General features: G+C 58.2%; 14 protein-coding genes. 5 read left to right on the top strand and 9 right to left on the bottom strand.

Annotated features, from left to right (window positions below; translation table 11 throughout):
* Positions 1 to 167: 167 nt before the first annotated feature.
* Positions 168 to 725, top strand: a complete 558-nt coding sequence (locus KP703_RS04760) for a hypothetical protein (RefSeq protein WP_215753969.1) — start codon at positions 168 to 170, stop codon at positions 723 to 725.
* A gap of 448 nt (positions 726 to 1,173) precedes the next feature.
* Here KP703_RS04760 and holA read toward each other — a convergent pair whose 3' ends face one another.
* The 7 genes from holA to KP703_RS04725 all read right to left on the bottom strand — a co-directional run bounded on the left by holA (position 1,174) and on the right by KP703_RS04725 (position 12,279).
* The gene (gene holA / locus KP703_RS04755; RefSeq protein WP_215753968.1) at positions 1,174 to 2,187 is read right to left on the bottom strand and encodes a DNA polymerase III subunit delta; all 1,014 of its coding nucleotides are present in this window, start codon (positions 2,185 to 2,187) and stop codon (positions 1,174 to 1,176) included.
* A 24-nt stretch (positions 2,188 to 2,211) separates the two neighbouring features.
* Complete coding sequence (locus KP703_RS04750) at positions 2,212 to 2,910, bottom strand: LPS assembly lipoprotein LptE (RefSeq protein WP_215753967.1); 699 nt, start codon at positions 2,908 to 2,910, stop codon at positions 2,212 to 2,214.
* On the bottom strand, positions 2,910 to 5,555 hold the full coding sequence (gene leuS, locus KP703_RS04745) for a leucine--tRNA ligase (RefSeq protein ID WP_215753966.1): 2,646 nt from the start codon (positions 5,553 to 5,555) through the stop codon (positions 2,910 to 2,912). The genes KP703_RS04750 and leuS overlap by 1 nt, the downstream gene beginning before the upstream one ends.
* 78 nt (positions 5,556 to 5,633) lie before the next feature.
* On the bottom strand, positions 5,634 to 6,173 hold the full coding sequence (locus KP703_RS04740) for a DUF3576 domain-containing protein (RefSeq protein WP_052403647.1): 540 nt from the start codon (positions 6,171 to 6,173) through the stop codon (positions 5,634 to 5,636).
* Positions 6,174 to 6,237: 64 nt separating this feature from the next.
* Positions 6,238 to 8,400 (bottom strand): BTAD domain-containing putative transcriptional regulator, encoded by a 2,163-nt coding sequence (locus tag KP703_RS04735; protein WP_215753965.1) that lies wholly within the window; start codon positions 8,398 to 8,400, stop codon positions 6,238 to 6,240.
* Between the two features lie 140 nt (positions 8,401 to 8,540).
* Positions 8,541 to 9,689 carry a transglycosylase SLT domain-containing protein gene (locus tag KP703_RS04730; RefSeq protein WP_215753964.1) on the bottom strand — a complete coding sequence of 383 codons (1,149 nt, stop codon included), beginning with the start codon at positions 9,687 to 9,689 and terminating at the stop codon, positions 8,541 to 8,543.
* Positions 9,690 to 9,837: 148 nt separating this feature from the next.
* Complete coding sequence (locus KP703_RS04725; RefSeq protein WP_215753963.1) at positions 9,838 to 12,279, bottom strand: membrane-bound PQQ-dependent dehydrogenase, glucose/quinate/shikimate family; 2,442 nt, start codon at positions 12,277 to 12,279, stop codon at positions 9,838 to 9,840.
* A gap of 1,032 nt (positions 12,280 to 13,311) precedes the next feature.
* Here KP703_RS04725 and KP703_RS04720 point away from each other — a divergent pair.
* On the top strand, positions 13,312 to 15,018 hold the full coding sequence (locus tag KP703_RS04720; RefSeq protein ID WP_253555792.1) for a carbohydrate porin: 1,707 nt from the start codon (positions 13,312 to 13,314) through the stop codon (positions 15,016 to 15,018).
* A 10-nt stretch (positions 15,019 to 15,028) separates the two neighbouring features.
* Here the strand turns inward: KP703_RS04720 and KP703_RS04715 are convergent, their stop codons facing one another.
* Entirely contained in the window at positions 15,029 to 15,550 is a 522-nt protein-coding gene (locus KP703_RS04715) for a DUF721 domain-containing protein (protein WP_215753962.1), read from the bottom strand.
* Between the two features lie 10 nt (positions 15,551 to 15,560).
* On the opposite strand from KP703_RS04715, the gene mutY reads away from it, so the two are divergent.
* Positions 15,561 to 16,619, top strand: a complete 1,059-nt coding sequence (gene mutY / locus KP703_RS04710) for an A/G-specific adenine glycosylase (RefSeq protein WP_215753961.1) — start codon at positions 15,561 to 15,563, stop codon at positions 16,617 to 16,619.
* An 8-nt stretch (positions 16,620 to 16,627) separates the two neighbouring features.
* Positions 16,628 to 17,665, top strand: a complete 1,038-nt coding sequence (gene hemH, locus KP703_RS04705; RefSeq protein WP_215753960.1) for a ferrochelatase — start codon at positions 16,628 to 16,630, stop codon at positions 17,663 to 17,665.
* A 38-nt stretch (positions 17,666 to 17,703) separates the two neighbouring features.
* Here the strand turns inward: hemH and nth are convergent, their stop codons facing one another.
* A complete protein-coding gene (nth, locus tag KP703_RS04700; protein ID WP_252353854.1) occupies positions 17,704 to 18,369 on the bottom strand; it encodes an endonuclease III in 666 nt (221 codons plus the stop codon).
* A gap of 304 nt (positions 18,370 to 18,673) precedes the next feature.
* Here nth and KP703_RS04695 point away from each other — a divergent pair, with 304 nt between their 5' ends.
* Entirely contained in the window at positions 18,674 to 20,467 is a 1,794-nt protein-coding gene (locus KP703_RS04695; RefSeq protein ID WP_215753958.1) for an ABC transporter ATP-binding protein, read from the top strand.
* The last annotated feature ends 181 nt before the right edge of the window (positions 20,468 to 20,648 follow it).

Below are 20,648 nucleotides of genomic sequence, written 5' to 3'. Positions count from 1 at the left end.
TAAAAAAGATGTTATAATTTGGAAAAAGATCTTGCTGGTTTTGCAAGAGGCCAGCTTTCGTGGGGTGGTTTGAACCAGAGCTATTTGGCTGCTAGTGTCAGCCAGATATCAGTATTACCAAAAAGTTTTTCTGTTTTTTGAGAAATGATGCGTAGGGTTGATCTATTGTGCCAGATAAAAATTCTGAAAAGACAAGTAGAACGCCAGAGCGTCTTCTGACTTATGATGCCCCTCTTCTGCTGGAAGAGGATAAGCCGACCCGATTAGGAAAACTAAAAACCCGCGTAAAAGCTGTTGGGCAGAAGGTGGGGGCAGTCCGCCAGACTGTGATGGACAAATATAAGCCCAGGGCAGCCTCTTCCAAAGCCTTCCTGAAAAAGTATAAGCCTTATCTTGATAAAGCGGTTCTGATGGTCGCCGTAGCGGCAGCCAGCGAAGTTCTGAATGACCGCGAGAAAATGGAAGCCGTTTACCGCTGGGTGCTGAAACTGGTGCCCTCATCCATTCGGCTTTTTCTGCCAGAAAAGCTTCTTTTTAATGCCATCTGGTTTGTCAAAGATGACCTGATTAAGAAATTCTATGACTACCGAGAAAGACTAGCCTCTTCTGGTGAGAGTAAAGAAGAAATACAGCGTCTGACGGATGAGGCCGATCAGTCTATTAAGGATATGGATCAGGTCAAGACCGAGGAGCAGCCACCACGCGAGGCGTCTGCGGAACACTAAGTCTGTGTTAGATTTACGATTCAGTAAATCTGGCAATTTCAAAGGTTATACCCGGAAAACAGGCTGTTGGTGTCCGCGACGGGATTCGAACCCATGGCCCCAGGATTCATCCCACTTCGGCTTTCACCGCCACCCGGTTTTGCTCCCTTTAAAAGGGGCGGGTGTTCGTGGTCTGGACTGTCCCTTTGCCTTAAGCCGTTTCCGGCCCGTAGGCACCGCCCGTCCAGTCTCTACACCTTCCGGCCCTGTTGCCAGAGCGCGGCTTGGCTCGGGATCGGCACGGCAAAAGCTTGCCAGAGCGTTCCCCGAATTTGAGCGGATACACCATGGGGTTTCCCGTCATGGCGCCCAATTACCTTAGGAATCCTGTGCTCTATCCTGCTGAGCTACGCGGACACACCCCACTGTCTATACTGAAAGCCCCCAGCAGGAGCAAGGGGAAGGCGGCTTAGCGGCGGGATGCCAGAACGGCCCGTGCCGCCAGCCCTGCCACAAAGCGTTTGCAAAGCAGAGCATCTGGCGCGCCGGTCTGTTTGCAGGAGAGTTCCAGCGCCTGCGTTTCCTGCACGGCCTTGGTCAGGGCGGGCAGCGGCCAGAGCTCCACGGCCCGGTTAAAGCCGTTGGCGCGTTTGAAAAAGACTGGCGGACGCAATCCCTTGATGGCGTCACTCCGGCTGGCACCATCCGCCATGGCGGCGCGCACACGTCGCAGGCGGTGCAGATGGGAGAGAAAGGTGCGGGCAATGGCAATCGGACTGATGCCCTCGGCGAGTGCGCGTTCAATGGCCAGATCCGCTTCCGTGCGGCGGCCTTCCGTTGCGGCAAAGGCGGCATCTTCCACGGAGACGCTACCAGCATCCCCAATGCAGACATGCACATCATCCAGCGAGAGCGTGCCGGTATCGCCCGCATAAAGGGCCAGCTTTTCAACTTCGCTGCGGGCAGCGCCCCGGTCGGCTCCGAGCCGGCCTGTCAGCCAGTGCAGAGCATCCTGATCAATGCGCACAGAGTGGCTGGCCAGCATCTGGGTAATGGTGGCTTCCAGCGTGCGGCCTTCTTCCGGGTAGCAGCCAACGCTGGCGCAGTCCGGACGTTTTTCCAGCAGGGCGCGGAGTTTGGAACGCGAGGGCAGGCCCGGGGCTTCCAGCACCACCAGCGTATCGGTGTTTTGCTCCAGCACATGGGTCACAGCTTTGAGCAGGCCGTCTCCGGCATCACGCACGCGTACGGCGCGGCGCCCACCCATCAGGGAAAAGGCCGTGGCTTCTTCTTCCAGTCGGTCGTGCGTTTCCTTGTCCAGCACGGCCACGCGGAACGGATCATCCACTGATCCGGCAATTTGTTTGACGGCATCCTGCGCCCGCTCACGGATCAGCCCGGTATCCTCGCCATGCAGCAGGATGACCCGCCACGCGCCGGGGTCTCGGGTTACGCGCGGCAGATTGCGGGCATCAATCTTCATAAGGCTGTGTCCCGCCCCTGGCCGTTACAGGCCACCGGTCTGGCTGGGGGAACCACGGCCCGTGGCCATATCCGGAATGGCGTCATCCCGTTCCTGCTCCATGGGCGCATCCTTTTCAGAATTCGGGATGGCATTGGGCATGGGGTAGAAGGCTTTGGGGCCCTGCGAGCGCGTCTGTGCCGGTGCGGCCTGCGTGCGGAACCATGTTGCCACCTGCTGAGTGACCTGATCCGCCAGCGTTTTTGCCACGCGGCCAGTAGCCGTCTCGTTGTTCAGAGTCTGGGCAAAATATTGTTCGTATGTGGAGGTATAGCCATCAAGCGCTGTGGCATCCCCCTGCGCCAGAAATTTGGGATACTGTTCGACCGTGTACAGAGCCCAGTGCGCATGGCCATTCATCCGTATACGCCCGGAGGTATTGTCCGAATGGGTATCAATAGATTCTGAACTGATGGAAGGCTGGACAACCAGTTTGTAACCATCCGGGTCTTCCGGTCCGTCACCGGCCATGTTCTGTTGCAGCGCAAGGCGCACTTGCTGGCCCATCCGTTCAGGGATGTTGGCAACATAAACGCGCTTGAGCTCCGCATTGATCTGCGGTGCATCTTCGCGCTCACCGTAAAGCGGCTGAAAGCCACACCCGCCCAGCGCAAGAGGAGCCCCCAGCAGCAGAACTGCCAGAGAGCCATTCAAAAGAGTTTGCGTGAAGCGGGGTCTGGACATCAGCCTGCCGTTACAAAGTTGACGATACGGTTGGGCACGTGAATGCGTTTGACAATCCGCTTGCCTTCCAGCAGCCGCGCCACATTGGGTTCGGCCTCTGCACGGGCAATCACGGTCGCACTGTCTTCATCCGGTGCCGCATCAATCTTACCGCGCAGCTTACCCATAATCTGCACCGCCAGCGTGACCTGTGTTGCGGCCAGCAGGCTGGGGTCGGCTTCCGGCCAGGGCAGTTCCACCACCATGGTCTTACCCGGCTCCAGCTGCGCAAACATTTCTTCCGCCAGATGCGGCATCATGGGGGCGCAGAGCTGACAGAGTGCCCGGGCGGTTTCACGCCGTGCAAAGGCCATGCCGGGCAGGTCGGGGGTTTTTTCCGCATCCGCCAGAGCGGAGGTCAGCTCATGGATGCGGGCTACGGCCACGTTAATGGTGAAGGTTTCCAGGGCTTCCGTCACCGCCGCAATGGTGCGGTGGGTGGCGCGGCGCAGGGCGTCTGCCTGCGGGGCGATCTCTGCCGGGCAGGCGTTCTGAGCCGGTACGGTTTCTGCCACCGTGCGGACAAGACGGAACAGGCGCTGTGCAAAGCGGGCGGCACCGGAAACACCGGCTTCCGTCCATTCCATATCGCGTTCCGGCGGGCTGTCAGACAGCACGAACCAGCGGGCAGTATCCGAGCCAAAGCGTTCAATGATGGCCTCGGGTGAGACCGTGTTCCGCTTGGACTTGGACATTTTTTCCACGCGGCCAACGGTGACGGCTTCCCCGGTGTCGCGTTTGACGGCACCGTCCGGGCGGAGGTCCACTTCTTCCGGATACAGCCAGTTTCCGGCGGCATCCTTGTAGCTTTCGTGGCTGACCATGCCCTGTGTGAACAGTCCGGCAAATGGTTCGCTCAGATCCAGATGCCCGGTTTTGCGCATGGCGCGCGTAAAGAAGCGCGCATAGAGCAGATGCAAAATGGCGTGCTCAATCCCGCCAATATACTGGTCCACCGCCAGCCAGCCATCGGCAGCAGCGCGCACGGTCGGGGTGTCGGCATGGGGAGCCGTGAAGCGGGCAAAATACCATGAACTGTCAACAAACGTGTCAAACGTGTCGGTCTCACGCACCGCAGGTTTGCCGCACTTGGGGCAGTCTACATGTTTCCATGTGGGGTGGTGGTCCAGCGGGTTGCCCGGTTTGTCGAACGTGACGTCTTCCGGCAGTTTGACCGGCAGCTGCGCGTCCGGCACGGCCACGGGGCCGCAATGGTCACAATGGATCACGGGGATGGGGCAGCCCCAATACCGCTGGCGGGACACACCCCAGTCCCGCAGACGCCAGTTGACCACGCCTTTGCCCACGCCCAGCTCTTCCAGCCGGGTGATGGCTTCCTTGCGGGCTTCCTCGGTGGTCAGACCATCCAGAAAACCGGAATTGATCATCGTGCCATCGCCGGTAAAGGCATTTTTGGTGATGGCAAAATCAGCCTGATCTTTGCCCTGCGGCAGGACAACCGGGGTAACCGGCAGGTCGTATTTATGCGCGAAGTCCAGATCGCGCTGGTCCCCGGAGGGGCAGCCGAACAGGGCACCGGTACCGTAATCCATCAGCACGAAATTGGCGATCCAGATCGGAAAGCTCTTGTCCATGAACGGATGGTTGACGCGCAGACCAGTATCAAAACCGCGCTTTTCAGCTGTTTCCACAGCTTCGACAGAGGTGCCGAGGCGGCGACATTCCGCAATGAACTCCGCAGCCTCTTTATTGCTCTGGGCAATATAAGCGGCCAGCGGATGGTCGGGTGCGATCGCCAGAAAGGACATGCCGAACAGCGTATCCGGGCGGGTGGTAAAGACCTCAACCGCGTTCAGGTTGCTATCCAGCCCCTGCGGCGGCTGATGCAGAGAGAAGGTGATATGCGCACCTTCCGAGCGGCCAATCCAGCGTTCCTGCATGACGCGGACGCGGTCCGGCCAGCGGTCCAGCGTTTTCAGGCCGTCCAGCAGGTCTTCTGCAAAATCGGTGATTTTGAGGAACCACTGGGAGAGCTTCTTCTTCTCGATGAGCGCGCCAGAGCGCCAGCCGCGACCGTCCACCACCTGCTCGTTGGCCAGAACGGTCTGGTCAATCGGGTCCCAGTTCACCCAGCTTTCCCGGCGTTCCACCAGACCAGCCTGCAGGAAGTCCAGAAACAGCTTCTGCTGCTTGCCGTAATAGTCCGGCAGGCAGGTGGCAATTTCGCGGTCCCAGTTCAGGGAGAAGCCAAGGCGCTGGAGGGTGGCGCGCATGGCGGCAATATTTTTGAGTGTCCAGTCCTGCGGGTGCACGCCGCGTTCCCGCGCCGCGTTTTCCGCCGGCAGGCCAAACGCATCCCAGCCCATGGGATGCAGCACGGCATAGCCGCGGGCGCGTTTGTAACGGGCAACCACATCCCCCAGTGCATAGTTGCGCACATGGCCCATATGAAGCTGGCCGGAGGGGTAGGGGAACATTTCCAGCACGTAGTATTTGGGCTTATCCGCCGGGGGGATGTCCGGCACGGTGAATACACCGGCCTCATCCCACGCCTTCTGCCACCGGGGCTCAACGCTCTGAAAATCGAAGGACGCCCCTGTGGAGGGCTGCGCCGGGGCAGTGGACGTGTTGGCAGGCTGTGTCATGGAACTCGCGCGGGTGAATTTTTAAATCAGGAAAAAACCGGCCCGCAAAGGGGCCGGGAACAGCGAAGAGCCGGGACGTTAGTCGTCCCGGTTGCCGTTGTCGGCGCGCAGCTTGCGTGCGCGGGAGAGAATGCGGGCCGCAATATCAGACGCCGTATTGGCGGCAGGCGGCGTATCCACCCATTCCGTGCCCTGCTGGACCTGACGGAATACCGTAAGACGCAGCGCATCGGAACGCAGGCGGCGGTCGAGGATGAACGCCGTCATTTTAAAGCGTTCGCCGTGGGCTGCGGGCGGGGTGTACCAGTCCGTCAGGATAATGCCGCCTTCCGCATCCGCCGTGGCGACGGGCATGAAGGAGAGCGTATCCAGCGTGGCGCGCCACAGATAGGCGTTCACGCCGCCTTTCAGCACATCCTCACCGCCAGATGCGCCCCGGTCTTCATGCAGAAGATGGTTGCGCGGGGCGGTCAGATCACTACTGGTGCGCGGGCCGCTGGAGCAGGCCGGCAGCAGCAGAAGGCCGGAAAGGGCAACGCCAGCCAGCCAGAAAGCAGGCCGTGAGCCGCTGGAGGCAGAACCGGAAGCGGAAGGGCAGGGCATGGGACGACGTGGCATAATGTCGATACGGCTCCTTCGGCGGTGGGGCGCCGATGTTCCCCGGCCTGCCTGATGCGCAGGGTCAGGTCCGGTTCATGGTCGAATGGGTCTTGGTTCTCTTCATATCCTGTCGGGGCAATCCCGCCAAGCGTCTGCTTACGCTCTCTGCGGACAAGGGGCGCAGGGGGGCTGCGTCGTCCTGTAGAAAGCCTCCCTTTTTCAGAGCATCCGTCAGCAGTTTCATCAGATCCGGCGGGAGATAAGCGTAACGGGCTTCAATGCGGGAGGCTGTCAGATCCGGCTGGAGCAGGCTAAGGCGCTCGGCATACTCATTCGCCTGTTTATACTGGCCCAGTGCTGAGGCCGCGGCCAGCGCCGGGAGCAGAATGGCGGTACGATTCGGGCTGGTGATCAGCATGTTTCGCGCTTTTTCGAGTGCCACCTCATGCTGGCCCGACAGAAAACAGGAGATGATCAGATTGTGGTCCGCTGCGGTGGTCAGCGGCATGAAGGGCACCATGTTGAAAAAGTTCATGTAGATCGGGGCCGCGGCCTTCGCATCTCCATCTGCCAGGAGGCAAAGCCCTTCCAGCAGGATGAGCAGACTGTTTCGCGGGTCCCTCAATTCTGCTTCCATCTGCTGGAGCAGGGCGACGGCTTCGTCCCGTCGTTGCAGGTACACCAGACTAACGGCCAGCAGATAACGTGCCGTGAGACTGCTCGGCGCAATGGCCAGATTCTTGCGCATCAGGTCCATAATCGGGGCCATCAGGCTGGCGATGGGGGTATCCCACTGCTCAAGGGCGCGCAGAAGCAGATAATTGGCGTGTACAAACAGGATGAAGGTTTCTTCCGGCGCGCGCGCTGCTGCCTGCCGCAGCAGATCCTCAATGGTCGTGCGGAGGCCTGGGTCCCCCCGCAGGCTGAGGTTGAAGGCCCGCAGGGCCATGCCGACGGGGGCCAGTTCAGCCACCGGTTTGCTACCCAGCCGGCGCGCTTCCGTCAGCAGCAGGGTCCAGACCACGACGGAGGACACCCGGTTGGAAAGGCGGTTAAGTGTCTCCTGTGTAAAGCTGAGCCGGTATCCCCAGACAATGACGCCGTTCAGGTGAGTGCTCAGCGTCTGCAGGGTGAGATGGGGCGTGCCATCCTCCTGAGAGGTCAGCGTAATGCTGAGAATAAAATCCGTGCCCTTCTGCTGGAAAATATCCAGGTCCTCAGGCGTGGGAGAGGGGAAGCGCTGTGGCAGCATGACCACGTCGATAATGTCATGCTGGGCTATGGACAGGCAGAGTTCGTCACGGAAGGCTTCTGTAAGGCGGACGACGGCGGGGTCCGTAATGTTGTCCGGGCAGGATAAGAAAACCAGCGTACTGATATGCTTGCTGCCATAGACAGGCTGTTCGGCAGGAGCAGTGGTTTCCCGTTCCGCCGGGCTGGTGTCTGCCCAGTGGGGGAGCCGCCTGTCTTCCTGAGCGTTGAGCGGGGGCACGGCTTTATAATGTGTGCTGCGGACTTCAGAAATCAGCCGCATGGTTTCCTCACCCGGAGGCGCGCTAACAGCTTCCTGAAAGGTGCGAATGCAGGCTTTCGCATTCAGCAGGGCTGCGCCCTGTTGTCCGCACAGCGTTTCCGAGAGAATACGCGTCCGCCATGCAGCTTCATGTAGCGGTTCCATCAGCAGCACACGACGGGCGGCCTCTCGTGCTGTCGCGGGCTCTGGTGTGGTGACCAGAAGCGCTTCCAGCTGATGCAGGACGTGCTGCCGCAGGCGGGTGCGCTGCTGCGTCAGCCAGACGGTAAAGGCCGGGTCTACAGCGGACAGATCTTCCATTAGCGGCGGCGGATTATCGGGCAGACTTAGCACAGTGCTTGGCGTGCACGTCAAAAACCGCTCGGCGTCTACAGTGGTCAGGTCGGGCTGGAGGGCGAGAGACTGGCGCTGTACATCCAGAACGGCCTCGCCCAGCGAGCTGAGCGCATCCTGCAAACGATGGATTTCCTGCCGGAGGGAGGCGCGGGCCTGCACTGTAGAGCGTTGGCTCCACAGCAATTCCGCCAGCCGGCTACGGGACACGGGCCGTCTGTCAGACAACGCGAGGATGGCCAGCAACCCTTTGGTCTTGGTGCCATTGGGTAACAGCGAGTCATCAGCAAGAGTGGTTACATCCATATGGCCCAGAAGGCGCACACGCAGGATGGCAGTTTCAGTCTTGTGAAACTCGGGTCTGTCTACAGTAGGCATGAGGTCGGTGTCCGTTCTCTATAACCGTATTATCCAAAGAATTGTCCCATGTAATCTGAATAAGATTAAGGTCTTGTTAAGGCGGCATTTATAGGGAGTATGGCCCTATAATAAAAATCTTAACGCGAAATAGAGAAAATTTACTGATTAACAACCAGAATACAGGATAGCCCCTGCTGCCGAAGCTGGGAGCAGATCGGCCCGGTTTGTGTGGCGGACAGGCCCGCCAGCCGTGTCCGCCAGATCTGGCGCCCATTGGTGGTGGGGATCAGCTCAATCCGGTTGACCGCACTTGCCAGCCCACCGGAAGACTGTCTGGCCAGAGCTGCCGCCTGAAGAGCACGTTCCTGCGTGGAGAATGCGCCAATCTGGATCATGGCATTGCCCCCTGTATCCTGTTGCCAGACCGTGGCAGCTGTCGGGGTCGTATAAGATGCCGGTGTAATTACAGGCGTTGTGAGAGCCTGTCCAGCGGCCTCAGTGCCCGCGGCGGAAGAGACAGCAATATCTCCGTCTGAGGTGTAGGGGGCCGGGGGCGCAAGGTCATCAGCAGGCAGTGGCGGAGCCGTAGCAGTTCCGACCGTGCTTGCGGCGGGTGTGCTGGCAACCGCCACCGTGGCCGGAGCGGAGGCGGCAACGACGCGATAAGCCGGAGGGCTGGCGGGAACGGCGACCTGCTGAGGTATGGTCGCACTGGGGGCTGTGGCATACGCCATCTCGGTCGTGGTGGCGATGGCCGGAACCGGGTCATTCAGATGCGGGCTCACAGCGGCCAGATAGGTCCGCGCGTAGGAGGGCAGGCTTGTGCCGCGGCTCCGGTGGTTTTCTTCACACTGCGGGCCGCAGTTGTAAGCGGCCACAAAGCCCGGAGAGCCAAAGCGATCATATAGTTCGCGGATGTACCCACTACCCGCCATGATGTTGTCATGCGGGTTGTAAGGGTCCGATCCCAGATGGTAGCGTTTGGCCAGTTCTCTGTAGGTATCGGGCTTGATCTGCATCAGGCCGACTGCCCCATGGATGGAGCGGATGGGCCGGCCATGCATGTATTGGTGGCCGCCGGACTCCTGTTGCATGATGGCGCGAATCCATGACTGCGGGATGGAAAACCGTGTGGAGGCTTCCTGAATATAGGGTCCCCACGGGTTGAGCGCCGCACCGGGGGCACGGTATGTTGAGCGTGTTGGCCCGGCACAGGCAGAGAGTGCTGCCAGCCCACCAAGAAACAGCGAGCAAAGCGTGCGTTTTCTCTTTTGTGCTGTTCCGGGGAGAAGAAAAGTCCGAACCATGCGCGCATGGTGCCTTTCCTGAAAGCCGGATGCAATCACAACCTTGAGCAGGCATATCATCGCGCTTTGACTCCGGGAGGTCGGGCAAAAAAAATCCCCACATAAAGTGGGGATTTTCCTGTGTTCCGGTCAGTGAGTTTTTGGCCGCTTATTTGGCCGCACCATCATCCGGCAGCGTGTAGGCAATAATATAGTCACCCACATCTGGAGAGTGGCTCATGCCGCCGGCAGAGATCACCACATATTCCTTGCCCGTTTTGGGGGAGCGGAAAATGAGGGGGGCTGCCACAGCGCCAACCGGCAGACGCTCACGCCACACTTCCTTACCCGTGCCGGAATCCAGCGCACGTAGATAGTAATCCTGTGTGCCAGCAAAGAAGACCAGCCCGGACGCGGTGGAAGTGGGGCCACCCAGAGTTGGCATCCCCATGGGCACCGGCAGATGGGTTTTGATTCCCATCGGACCCAGATCCTGCGTTGTGCCCATGGGCACCTGCCACAGCAGCTTTTTGGTATGCAGATCAATGGCGCTCATGGTGCCGAAGGGCGGCGTGTTGCAGGGTACCTGCAGCGGAGACTGCAGAATATCAATGCGCACACCAGCATAGGACCCAGCCACCTGCGGGCGCATGGTGCCCATGAAGCCCGGCACTTCGTCTGTTGAGGCTTTATATTTTTTGGCTTCCTCAAGGTTCACCAGAGACATGCGCAGGGGCATCCGCATGTCATTCACAAACATGACGCCGCGTGCTTCATCAATGGAGATGCCGCCCCAGTTCATGCCACCCAGCAGGCTGGGCCATTCGATATAGGGTTTTTCACCCGGCGGCGTGAACGGGCCTTCATACACCGAATCTTTGAACATGATGCGGCAATAAAGCTGGTCAAACGTGCTGACACCCCACATGGAGCTTTCCGTCAGCGGATCAGCCCCGATGGTGGGCATGCCCACAGAGAACGGCTGGGTGGGAGACAGATGTTCGCCCTGCGCTGAAGGAGAGGTTGCAACGCGACGTTCCTGAACTTCCGTCACCGGCGTGCCGGTGCGGCGGTCAAGAACAAAGATATGTCCGGTCTTTGTGGTCTGGATCAGTGCCGGGATTTTTTCACCCTGCGCGTTGGTCACATCATACAGAACAGGCTGCGAGGGTAGGTCATAATCCCAGACGTCATGGTGAACTGTCTGGAAAACCCATTTTGTTTTGCCGGTAGAAGCATCCACGGCGACAACAGCAGCGCCGAATTTTTCTTTGGCGACCGTCCGGTCTCCGCCCCAGTAATCCGGCGGTCCATTGCCGGTGGGCAGATAGACGAGATTCAGCTCTTTATCGTAGGTCGGGATGGTCCATACGTTAGGGGTTTCCAGCGTGTAGGTCTGATCGTCCGCAGGCGCGCCCGTGTTGTCCGGGTCACCAACATCCCAGGCCCAGGCCAGAGCGCCGGTCCGCACGTCATAAGCCCGCACAACGCCGGAGGGTTCTCCGTGAACAATGTCACGCACCCAGCCGCCGATAACGGCAACGTGGCCCATAACAACCGGGGTGGAGGTGGGGTGGTAGCGTTTGCCCGCTGCAGTCGGACCCATCTGTTTCTTTAGGTCTACAACGCCGTTTTCACCAAAGCCGGAACATTCCGCACCGGTGTGGGCATCCAGCGCAATAAAGCGGGCATCCACGGTTGAGACCAGAATACGCTGGTGGCACATGGGGGCCGCATCATCCGCTGCTTTTTCCTCAGCGGTCAGGCTGGCGTCTTTTGTAGCATCGTAATAGCCAACGCCACGGCATGTGACATGTTCAGCAGAGTGTGCCTTGGGATCAAACTTCCACAGCTCTTTCCCGGTGTCGGCTTCCAGAGCCGTAATCAGGTTTTCCGGCGTGCAGGAATACAGCACGTTGCCAATCTGCTGGGGGGTGTTTTCATCAACCCCTGCACCGGGACCATGCGTTCTTCTGCCCGTATGATAAACCCACGCAACTTTCAGCTTGCTGACGTTGTCTGGCGTGATCTGGGTGTAGGGTGCGTAACGCGTACCCTGAGCATTCCGCCCAAAGAATTCCCAATCATCCGGCGCGTCGGGCTTGCCTGCCTGCGCCACCTGCGGATTGGCTGATGCTGCGTTCGGGTTGCTGATCCGCCCGTGCGGGAAGAAGGCTTCTACCAGTGTCACCAGCAAACAGCCGACAATTCCAAGACCACCAAAAACGCTTCCCCGCCGGATGGGAGAAGGCGTGGCCGGGAAGGTAGCGACGGCCCACAGAGTGAGAGTGAAGAGGATGGCAGGCACAACCAGCCGAGGCAAAAGGGCCCAGTAGCCAATTTCCGGCGTGTCACACAGCGCCCATACAAAGGTGGCGGCAAAAACAACGGCCGACACAGCCAGAGTATAAGGATGTTTCAGAAAAACCAGAACGGCCAGGGCACAATAGGCAAGGCCCGCCAGGAGGTAATACGCTGAGCCGCCGAGCATCAGAAGCTTTATGCCACCGTAAGCAAGCGCCAGACCAGCAGCAAGGCTGATGACAGAAAAGATGGCACGATAAATGCCACCTAGCGGAGAATGGTGATCTGCGGGTTGACCGTCACCCATGCTGTCACTCCAGTATTGAAATCGTCCTGACAGCAGGGTGCCGGGCCGAGGTTACGACTAAATCCAGATACACTGGCTTATGATAAGAGCTTTTCCCTGTGCACCATGGGCTGTGGAAAAAATCCTTCATCATTGTTTCCAGAGGAGCGGAAAATGCTCTGTGTCCAATATGTCTGATTCTGTCAAGAAGGGATTTGGGGAAAACCCACCGAAAAACGGTGAATTTTTATAAAATTTTTCCTAGCACAAGGTCGTTCGCCTTGAGAGTAGCTTTTTTGTGAAATGGCAGGTTCTTTTCTGCCCATTCTTCTTAGTGGTGGACAGGAGGCATTTCCGCCCTCTTTCGGGGGTAACGTTCCGGTGAGAAGCCTCGCTCCTTTTCGTTATGCTCTTTCCAGATAGATAGCATTTCTGGTTCAGTAGAAAACAAGATAAGTCATTGATAAAATTATAATTTGTATGAGAAATTCAATAGAGTCGAACGCTATGTGCACGTTATATCCATATGGAAAAAATATGGAAAATCCCTCTTTCATATATTGGACATTGGATGAATTTCAGCGCCTTAAAGGGTTCATGCACAGCAACAGTCAAGCGCGATGTTTTCAAGGGTGTCTCTCAGGTCATTCTTGATGCGTCTCTTTTGCTCTCTAAGGAAGATTTGGAAATAACAGTACGGTATTCTTGTTTATAATATCTTACGTTTTCTATTTCCATTTTGATATGAACCGATATTCTGTCGGATCTTTTTGAATGCGTGCGCATAATTATATATAAATAAAAAACCAAAACTCCATATAAATTACTTAATAGTTAGATTCTATATTTATTGAACATAACGTTTTTGTGTTTTATATACTGTTGTTTTCCCAAATCATTTCAGAAAAAACATGCTATCGCATTTTGCCGCCTTTCTGGTGAGAGTCGGCATTCTTGGCGGAAGGCGGGCCCTGATGTGTCAGGGCCCGTTTTAAAAAATGTTGGGTGACCTCTCCAGCTTTCCACGCTTTAACCGGGAACTTTCTGGCCAGAGTGCTAAAACTTATCCATGGTCAGATGATGTATCGCAAACGCTGCAACAGGTTTCCTGTATTCAAACCGTTTTCTGCTTTACGGGGAGTAACGCTTGCAGGAAGCCTGCTAATCACTCTCTCTTCCGGTGTCGCGCACGCTGAAGACGCCAGCGTCTTATCGTCTCCGACCAAAAAAACCGTTTATGTTGATGTTCTTTCCGGAACACCATCCCAGGATGATCCGTCTCAGCCGGACGCCCGTGTGCTTGTGCGGCCTAAGAACTCTCCGCTTCCGGCAAGTGGTGTGCCGGTTGCCCCCTGGCCCGGGCTGGCGACGATGGATGTTCCCAGTGTGGATGAATATCAAAGTGCCAGGACCTTTCATAAACTGGAGCTGGATGATCTGACGGGCAAAGAAGGGCCATCCTGGCTGCTTCCTTCAGAAGTGGATGCCCAGCGCCGCACGGATATGGATGACCCGTATTATGTCCCCACCGCAGGGAGCGGTCATCTGGTTCCGCAAATCATGCCATTCCGTGAAAGACTTCAGAAAAAAGGCTTTGTTTTCTCTTTTACGTATAAAGGGGAAGCTATGGCCAATATCCATGGTGGCATGCAGCGTGGCATGGATTATGTGCATGAGCTGACCCTGCAAATGAACTTTGATCTGGGGAAACTGGCGGGCTTGAACGGGTGGTCTATCCATACCCTGCTCATGAACCGTGCGGGGCGAGAAGTGTCGCATGACCGGGTTGGGGATTATTATGTAAACCTTATGGAAGTTTACGGACTTTCCGGGCACGTCGTGGCCCATCTGGTCGATTTTTATGCGGAAAAGAAGTTTCTCCAGAACCGTATGGATATCACGTTTGGCCGCATGTCTCTGACGCATGTTTTTGCAACATCCCCTCTTATCTGCTCTTTTATGGTGACATGCTCGGCACCCGTAGCTCTGAAAGTCGATCCGGGATTTGCCGTTTACCCAAAAGCGACATGGGGTAGCCGTGTGCGCTTTCGTCCCACGCGCGATACCATGGTGCAGCTGGGTGCTTATCAGGTCAGCCCGCTTGCCAATAACCCCAGCGGGTGGGCATGGGGGAGTGAAAACACCACAGGCCTGATGTTGCCAATAGAGTTTACATGGCAACCCTTCCTAACGCGAAACCGCCTGCCAGGGCATTATGTTTTTGGTTATGCACATGATACGTCGCGCTACCCGGATGTTATGGGAACATCTCCGGCCAACAAGGTTGTCGCTGCGGGCCGCCTGCACAGTGCGCCAATGGATATGTTCTGGTTTGAGGGGGACCAGATGATTTACCGTAAAGGGGGCCGTAACCAGATGGCTGGTGGTTACCTCATGGCGGGGTATATTCATAACACGCCGCGTGTTTCCTCCATCTCTGATGAAGCCTATGGAGGCCTGTCCTTTAATGGTGTCATTCCGGGTCGCCTGACTGACAGGCTGGGAATTTTATATTCCTGGTATCATGTCAGTCATCGGAAAGAACTGGGGCAGATGTATGCGCAGGATGCCGGTCTTTCTCTGGGCGCTCAGGTTCTGGCACCGCAGACGGACTCTCACGTTATTGAAGCCTATTACGCAATCGACGTCGTTCCCGGTGTGCTGGTTCAGCCTGAATTTCAGTATATGATTCGTCCGGGCGAAACCTCTCGCAGACCAGATGCCGCACTGGTTGGATTGAAAGTAATTGCCAACCTGTAAGGATTGTTCGTTAACGCCCCGCTTTTTTCTGCACGATATGCGCGCCCAGAGATTCCAGCGCCTCCTTTAACGGGCTGTCTTCCATCTCCGGCAGATGGCACGGGCGCATGGCGGCCTTGGGCGTGCGGCGTGCGGTTATGCGTTGCCCGGCGGCTGGGTCCTGCACAAAACGCAGACGCGCCACCAAAGCCTGCCCGCACCATGTATTGATGCGCGCAATCAGGGCATCGCTCAGATGCTGGAGCTCCATGGCGACCGGCCCGGCACACGCAATGCTCAGAGTGCCGGCAGATAATTTGCGGGGTGTTGTGACGGCAGCATGAGCCGGACCCACAATATCAGCCCAGTCTGTAAAGAGCTGCACGCCTGCCGGGGAGCGTTTCTTGAAGGCCGGGGCCGTAACATTGGGCAGCAATGCGGCGAGACTGCGGGCCGTCATGGCCCGGCGTGGCGGTGCGGGCGGTGTTTGCGCTTTTTTGGTGGTGGCAGTTTTGCGCCCTGTTGTCTTGCCGGAGGGACTCTCCTTCGTCATAACACTCTCCGTGAAAAAGCCATCCGCCCGATCCCTGCTCGACTGGTATGACAGACATCGCCGCACTCTGCCATGGCGCGCCGAAGTCGATCAGCATGCTGACCCATACCATGTCTGGCTGAGCGAGATCATGCTTCAGCAGACAACGGTCAAGGCTGTTGGTCCGTATTACCATCGTTTTCTGGAAAAATTCCCTACCGTGCAGGATCTGGCGGCGGCGGACCGGGATGCTGTGCTCTCCGCATGGGCCGGGCTGGGCTATTATTCCCGCGCCAGAAACCTGCATGCCTGCGCACAGCAGGTCGTGGCACTGGGCGGCTTTCCGCAGGATGTCGCCGGCCTGCGCGCTCTGCCGGGGGTAGGGGCTTATACAGCGGCGGCGGTGGCGGCCATTGCGTTTGGCGTGCCGGTGGTGCCGGTGGATGGCAATGTGGAGCGCATTACCGCCCGCCTGTTTGCGGTGGAAGAGTCGCTACCCGCCGCCCGCAAAACACTGGCGAAGCTGGCTGAAGGGCTGAATGCGGACCGGCAGGCACAGGCACGTCCTTCCGATTTTGCTCAGGCGTTGTTTGATCTGGGGGCGTCCCTGTGCTCGCCGCGTTCTCCGGCCTGTGCTCTGTGCCCGTGGCGGGAGAGCTGTGCTGCGCAAAAAGCCGGTATTGCTGCCACTCTGCCACGCAAGGCCCCTAAAGTGGCGCGGCCGGTGCGTTATGGCGCGCATTTTCTGGCAGTAGATGCAGCGAAGCAGGTCTTGTTGCGGAAGAGGCCGGAAACCGGGCTACTGGCAGCCATGACGGAACTTCCCGGCACGGAGTGGCGTTCGGAGCCCTGGTCAGAGGCCGGGGCTCTGGAACAGGCGCCCTGCAAAGCCTCCTGGCAAGCTTGTGGCGTGGTGCGGCATGTGTTTACGCATTTTACGCTTGAGGTCACAGTTTACGCTGCGCGGGTGCAGCATTTTTCCAATCAGGCCGTGCAGTCGGGTTTTCTGGCGCCGGTTGGTAGTGTGGCCGGGCTTTCATTACCCTCCGTCATGCTCAAATGCATAAAACTGGGGCTTAAAGCTCTGTAAGAGGTTTCATGGTCTTCCACCACATTCCCTCCCGTAAACAGCCCAACGGCAAAGCGCGGCATGAAGGTCGTCCGGGTATTCTGCTGCTCAATCTGGGCACGCCGGATGATACGGGGTATCGGGCCGTGCGGCGGTATCTGTCCGAATTCCTCTCTGACCGACGGGTGATTGAAGGCTCTCCGGTGCTCTGGCAGCCCATCCTGCAGGGTGTGGTGCTGACCGTCCGCCCCGGCAAAAGCGGCAAAGCCTACGAGCGCATCTGGGATAAAGAGAACAATGAAAGCCCGCTGCGGGGTTACACGCGCGGGCAGGCAGAGGGGCTGCACGCCCGGTTTGCGGCTGATAATGTGCCGGTCGCCTGGGCCATGCGCTACGGCACGCCGTCCGTTGAGGCTGGGGTACGTGAGCTGCTGGAACATGGGTGTGACCGTATTCTGGCCGTGCCGCTCTATCCGCAATACAGCGCGACCACCACCGCGACTGCGAATGACCAGCTTTTCCGTTTTCTGATGACGCTGCGTAATCAGCCCGCTATTCGCACGCTGCCAGCGTTCCCGGACAATCCGACTTATATCGAGGCTTTGGCCAGTTCCGTCCGTAAGACAATGGCCGCACTGGATACGCCGCCGCAAATGGTGGTGGCATCGTTCCACGGTCTGCCTCAGGAGTATGTGGACAAGGGCGATTCCTACCTTGCGGACTGCCAGCGCACAGTGAAAGCGCTGCGTGAGGCGTTGGGGATGGATGAGACTATGTTGCCGCTCACCTTTCAGTCCCGCTTTGGCCCCACCAAATGGCTGGAGCCCTACACCGCGCCGTTTATTGCAGGGCTGCCCGAAAAAGACGTGAAGCGCATTGCCGTCATCACGCCCGGCTTCATGACCGACTGTATTGAAACGCTGGATGAAATTGGCAACGAGGTCTGTGAAGACTTCATCAAGGCTGGTGGGGAGGAATTCACCCTGATCCCCTGCCTGAATGACAGCGTGGAAGCCATTGACGTGCTGGAACAGCTCACCCGGCAGGAACTGGCGGGCTGGTTATAAGGCGCTCCTGAACACCTCGTCGGGGCAGTAAGGCACTCTCACAGTGTCTGACGCGGCGGCTTGATAACGGGCCGGTCTGTTTTGACAGGATACAGGCACGGCTCACTGGCGGCACAGCGCCAGCATTCCGGCTTGCGGGCTTTGCACACGTAGCGGCCCTGCAGGATCATCCAGTGGTGGGAATCGCGGATCATCTCTTTGGGGATGCGTCGCTCAAGTGCGGCTTCCACCGCTTCCACTGTCTTGCCGCGCCCTAGTCCTGTGCGGTTGGCGAGCCGGAAAACATGCGTATCCACCGGCACGGTCGGCTGATGGAAGGCGACATTCAGCACCACATTGGCTGTTTTGCGGCCCACGCCGGCCAGCGCTTCCAGCTCTTCCCGTGTGCCGGGAACCTCGCCTTTGTGGCGTTCCAAAAGCTGGCGAGAGAGTTCCACCACATTTTTCGCCTTGTTGCGCCAGAGGCCGATCGTGCGGATCAACTCACCCACGCCATCTTCCCCCCGCGCCACCATGGCTGCCGGATTGGGAGCTGCGGCAAACAGGGCCGGGGTCACGCGGTTGACGGAGGCGTCCGTCGCCTGTGCGGAAAGCACCACCGCAATCAGCAGCGTGAACGGCGTGCTGTAATGCAGTTCCGTTTCCGCATCCGGCCAGGCGCGCTCAAGGTCTGTCAGAAACTGCACAATTTCTGGCCGTGTCATGTCCCGCGGGGCTGTGACCTTGCTATCTGCGGCGGTGGGGGCAACAGGCTTTGCGGCCTTTGCTGTCTTGCGTCCGGCAGCGGAGGATTTGGGAAGGTGAGCCTCTGCCTCGGCAGGGGTGCGTGTCTGTCTGGCCATGTGCAAACTCTACCGCGTGCGGGGCGTTGGCGTCTATCTCCGGTTGGCCAGAACAAAGCGGCGGTCAGTGCCGGAATGTTTGCTAAATACGAGGCCGCACGATACAGACACAGAACCAGACCTCAGCCGAGGTTCGCTGTTTTCTCCCTTTTTTCGGATTGTTCTGATGAGTACCTCCTCTTCCGATACGGGTCGTGCCGTACGGGGGCCAAACCTGTTTGTCGATGTTCTGAAGTTTGTCATGCAGCGGTGGATAGAATTCCCCCGCCCGCTGATAGTCACAGTCGCCGGGGTCATGTTTGCAACCCTGCTGGATGTGCTGATGCCAGTTCTGGCCGGCCGTCTGGTGACCGATGTTGCGCAGCCTGCGGCTGAGTCCAACCTGATCCGCGACGCTTTGTGGATGCTGGCTGGCATGGCTGCCTGTGGCGTGGGCAACGTTCTGGGCAAGCGTGCCGCGTATCTGGGTATTACGCATCTAAGCACGCAGGTCATGCAGAAAATTGTCGGGCAGGCCTTTGCGCATGTGCAGCGCCTCTCCACGGACTGGCATGCCAATACCTTCGCCGGTTCCACCGTACGGCGGCTGACGCGCGGCATGTGGGCTGTGGACATGCTGGATGACACACTGCTGCTGATGCTCATCCCGGAAGCCTGTCTGCTGGTGCTCACCACACTGGTGCTGGCATGGCACTGGCTGCTGATGGGTGTGCTGCTGGGTGTGCTGTCGGCGGTGTTTATCACCTGCTCCTGTCTGCTCACACTGCGCTATGTGGCGCCCTCGGCCCGTCAGGCCAACCAGTGGGACAGCAAGATGGGCGCCGCTTTGGCGGATTCCATCACCTGCAACGCCGTGGTGAAAGCCTTTGGCGCGGAGGAGCGGGAAGAAGCCCGGCTGATGCAGGTTGTGTCTGAATGGAAAAAGCAGACTTGCCACACATGGACGCGCGGCACCAACAGCGCCAGCATTCAGAACCTGATGGTCACGGCCATGCGCGTTATCCTGTCCGGTGCGGCTGTCTGGCTGTGGCTGGACGGCAAGGCGGGGCCGGGGGATCTGGCCTATGTGCTGACCATGACGTTTCTCGTGCAGGGCTATCTGCGGGATATTGGCCAGCAGGTGTCTGTGGTGCAGCGCTCTGTGAATGAAATGGAAGAACTGATTGAGCTGTGGCGGACCGAGCCCGGCGTGAAAGATTTGCCCGTTGTGCAGCCTTTTACTATTCGGGAAGGGGAAATCCGGTTCGAGCATGTGTCCTTCCAGTATCCCGGTCAGACACGGCCCATATTTACAGATCTCAGCCTGACGATTGCGCCCGGTAGCCGCGTAGGGCTGGTCGGGCCGTCCGGTTCCGGGAAGTCGACCTTTACCAAGCTGTTGCAGCGGCTTTATCCGCTGAATGGTGGGAAAATTCTGATTGATGGCGTGGATATCGCCACGGTGAGTCAGTCTCGCCTGCGGTCGCAAATTGCCATTGTGCAGCAGGAACCCACCCTGTTCCATCGCAGTCTGGCGGACAATATTGCTTATGGTCGCCCGGACGCCACACAGGCGGAAATTGAAGAAGCCGCCCGTTTGGCCAATGCGTCAGATTTTATTGCGCGCCTGCCTGATGGGTATCAGACGCTGGTAGGGGAACGGGGTGTGAAGCTCTCTGGCGGTGAGCGCCAGCGTGTTGCCATTGCCCGCGCCTTTCTGGCCGATAACCCCATTCTGGTGCTGGATGAAGCCACGGCCAGCCTTGATTCAGAATCTGAATCTCTGGTGCAGGACGCTATGCAGCGGTTGATGGAAGGCCGCACGGTGATTGTGATTGCGCACCGTCTGGCCACGGTGGTGGATCTGGACCGCATTCTCGTGTTCGAGCGCGGGCAGGTAGTGGAAGACGCACCCCACGCGGAACTGGTGCAGAAGCCGGATGGCCTTTATCGCAGGCTCTATAATCTTCAGTCTTTGTAACAGAAACTTTCCGGGGCAAGGGGCGTTGTCTCCTCGCTCTGGTCTGCCTCGCTTAAGAGCAGGGAAGGTGCGGCCTTGTGGTGGCACTCTGTTGCAGGATCACCACACCTCCTGAATAATACGAGATAACCCGCCCCAACCCTAATTGCACATTAATAAGAGTGTTATAAATAAACACGCA

It is taken from the genome of Acetobacter sp. P5B1 (assembly GCF_018811985.1).
GTDB lineage: Bacteria > Pseudomonadota > Alphaproteobacteria > Acetobacterales > Acetobacteraceae > Acetobacter > Acetobacter cerevisiae.
Note: the sequence above shows the minus strand (reverse complement) of the source record. Positions and strands in the feature narration are given on the sequence as shown.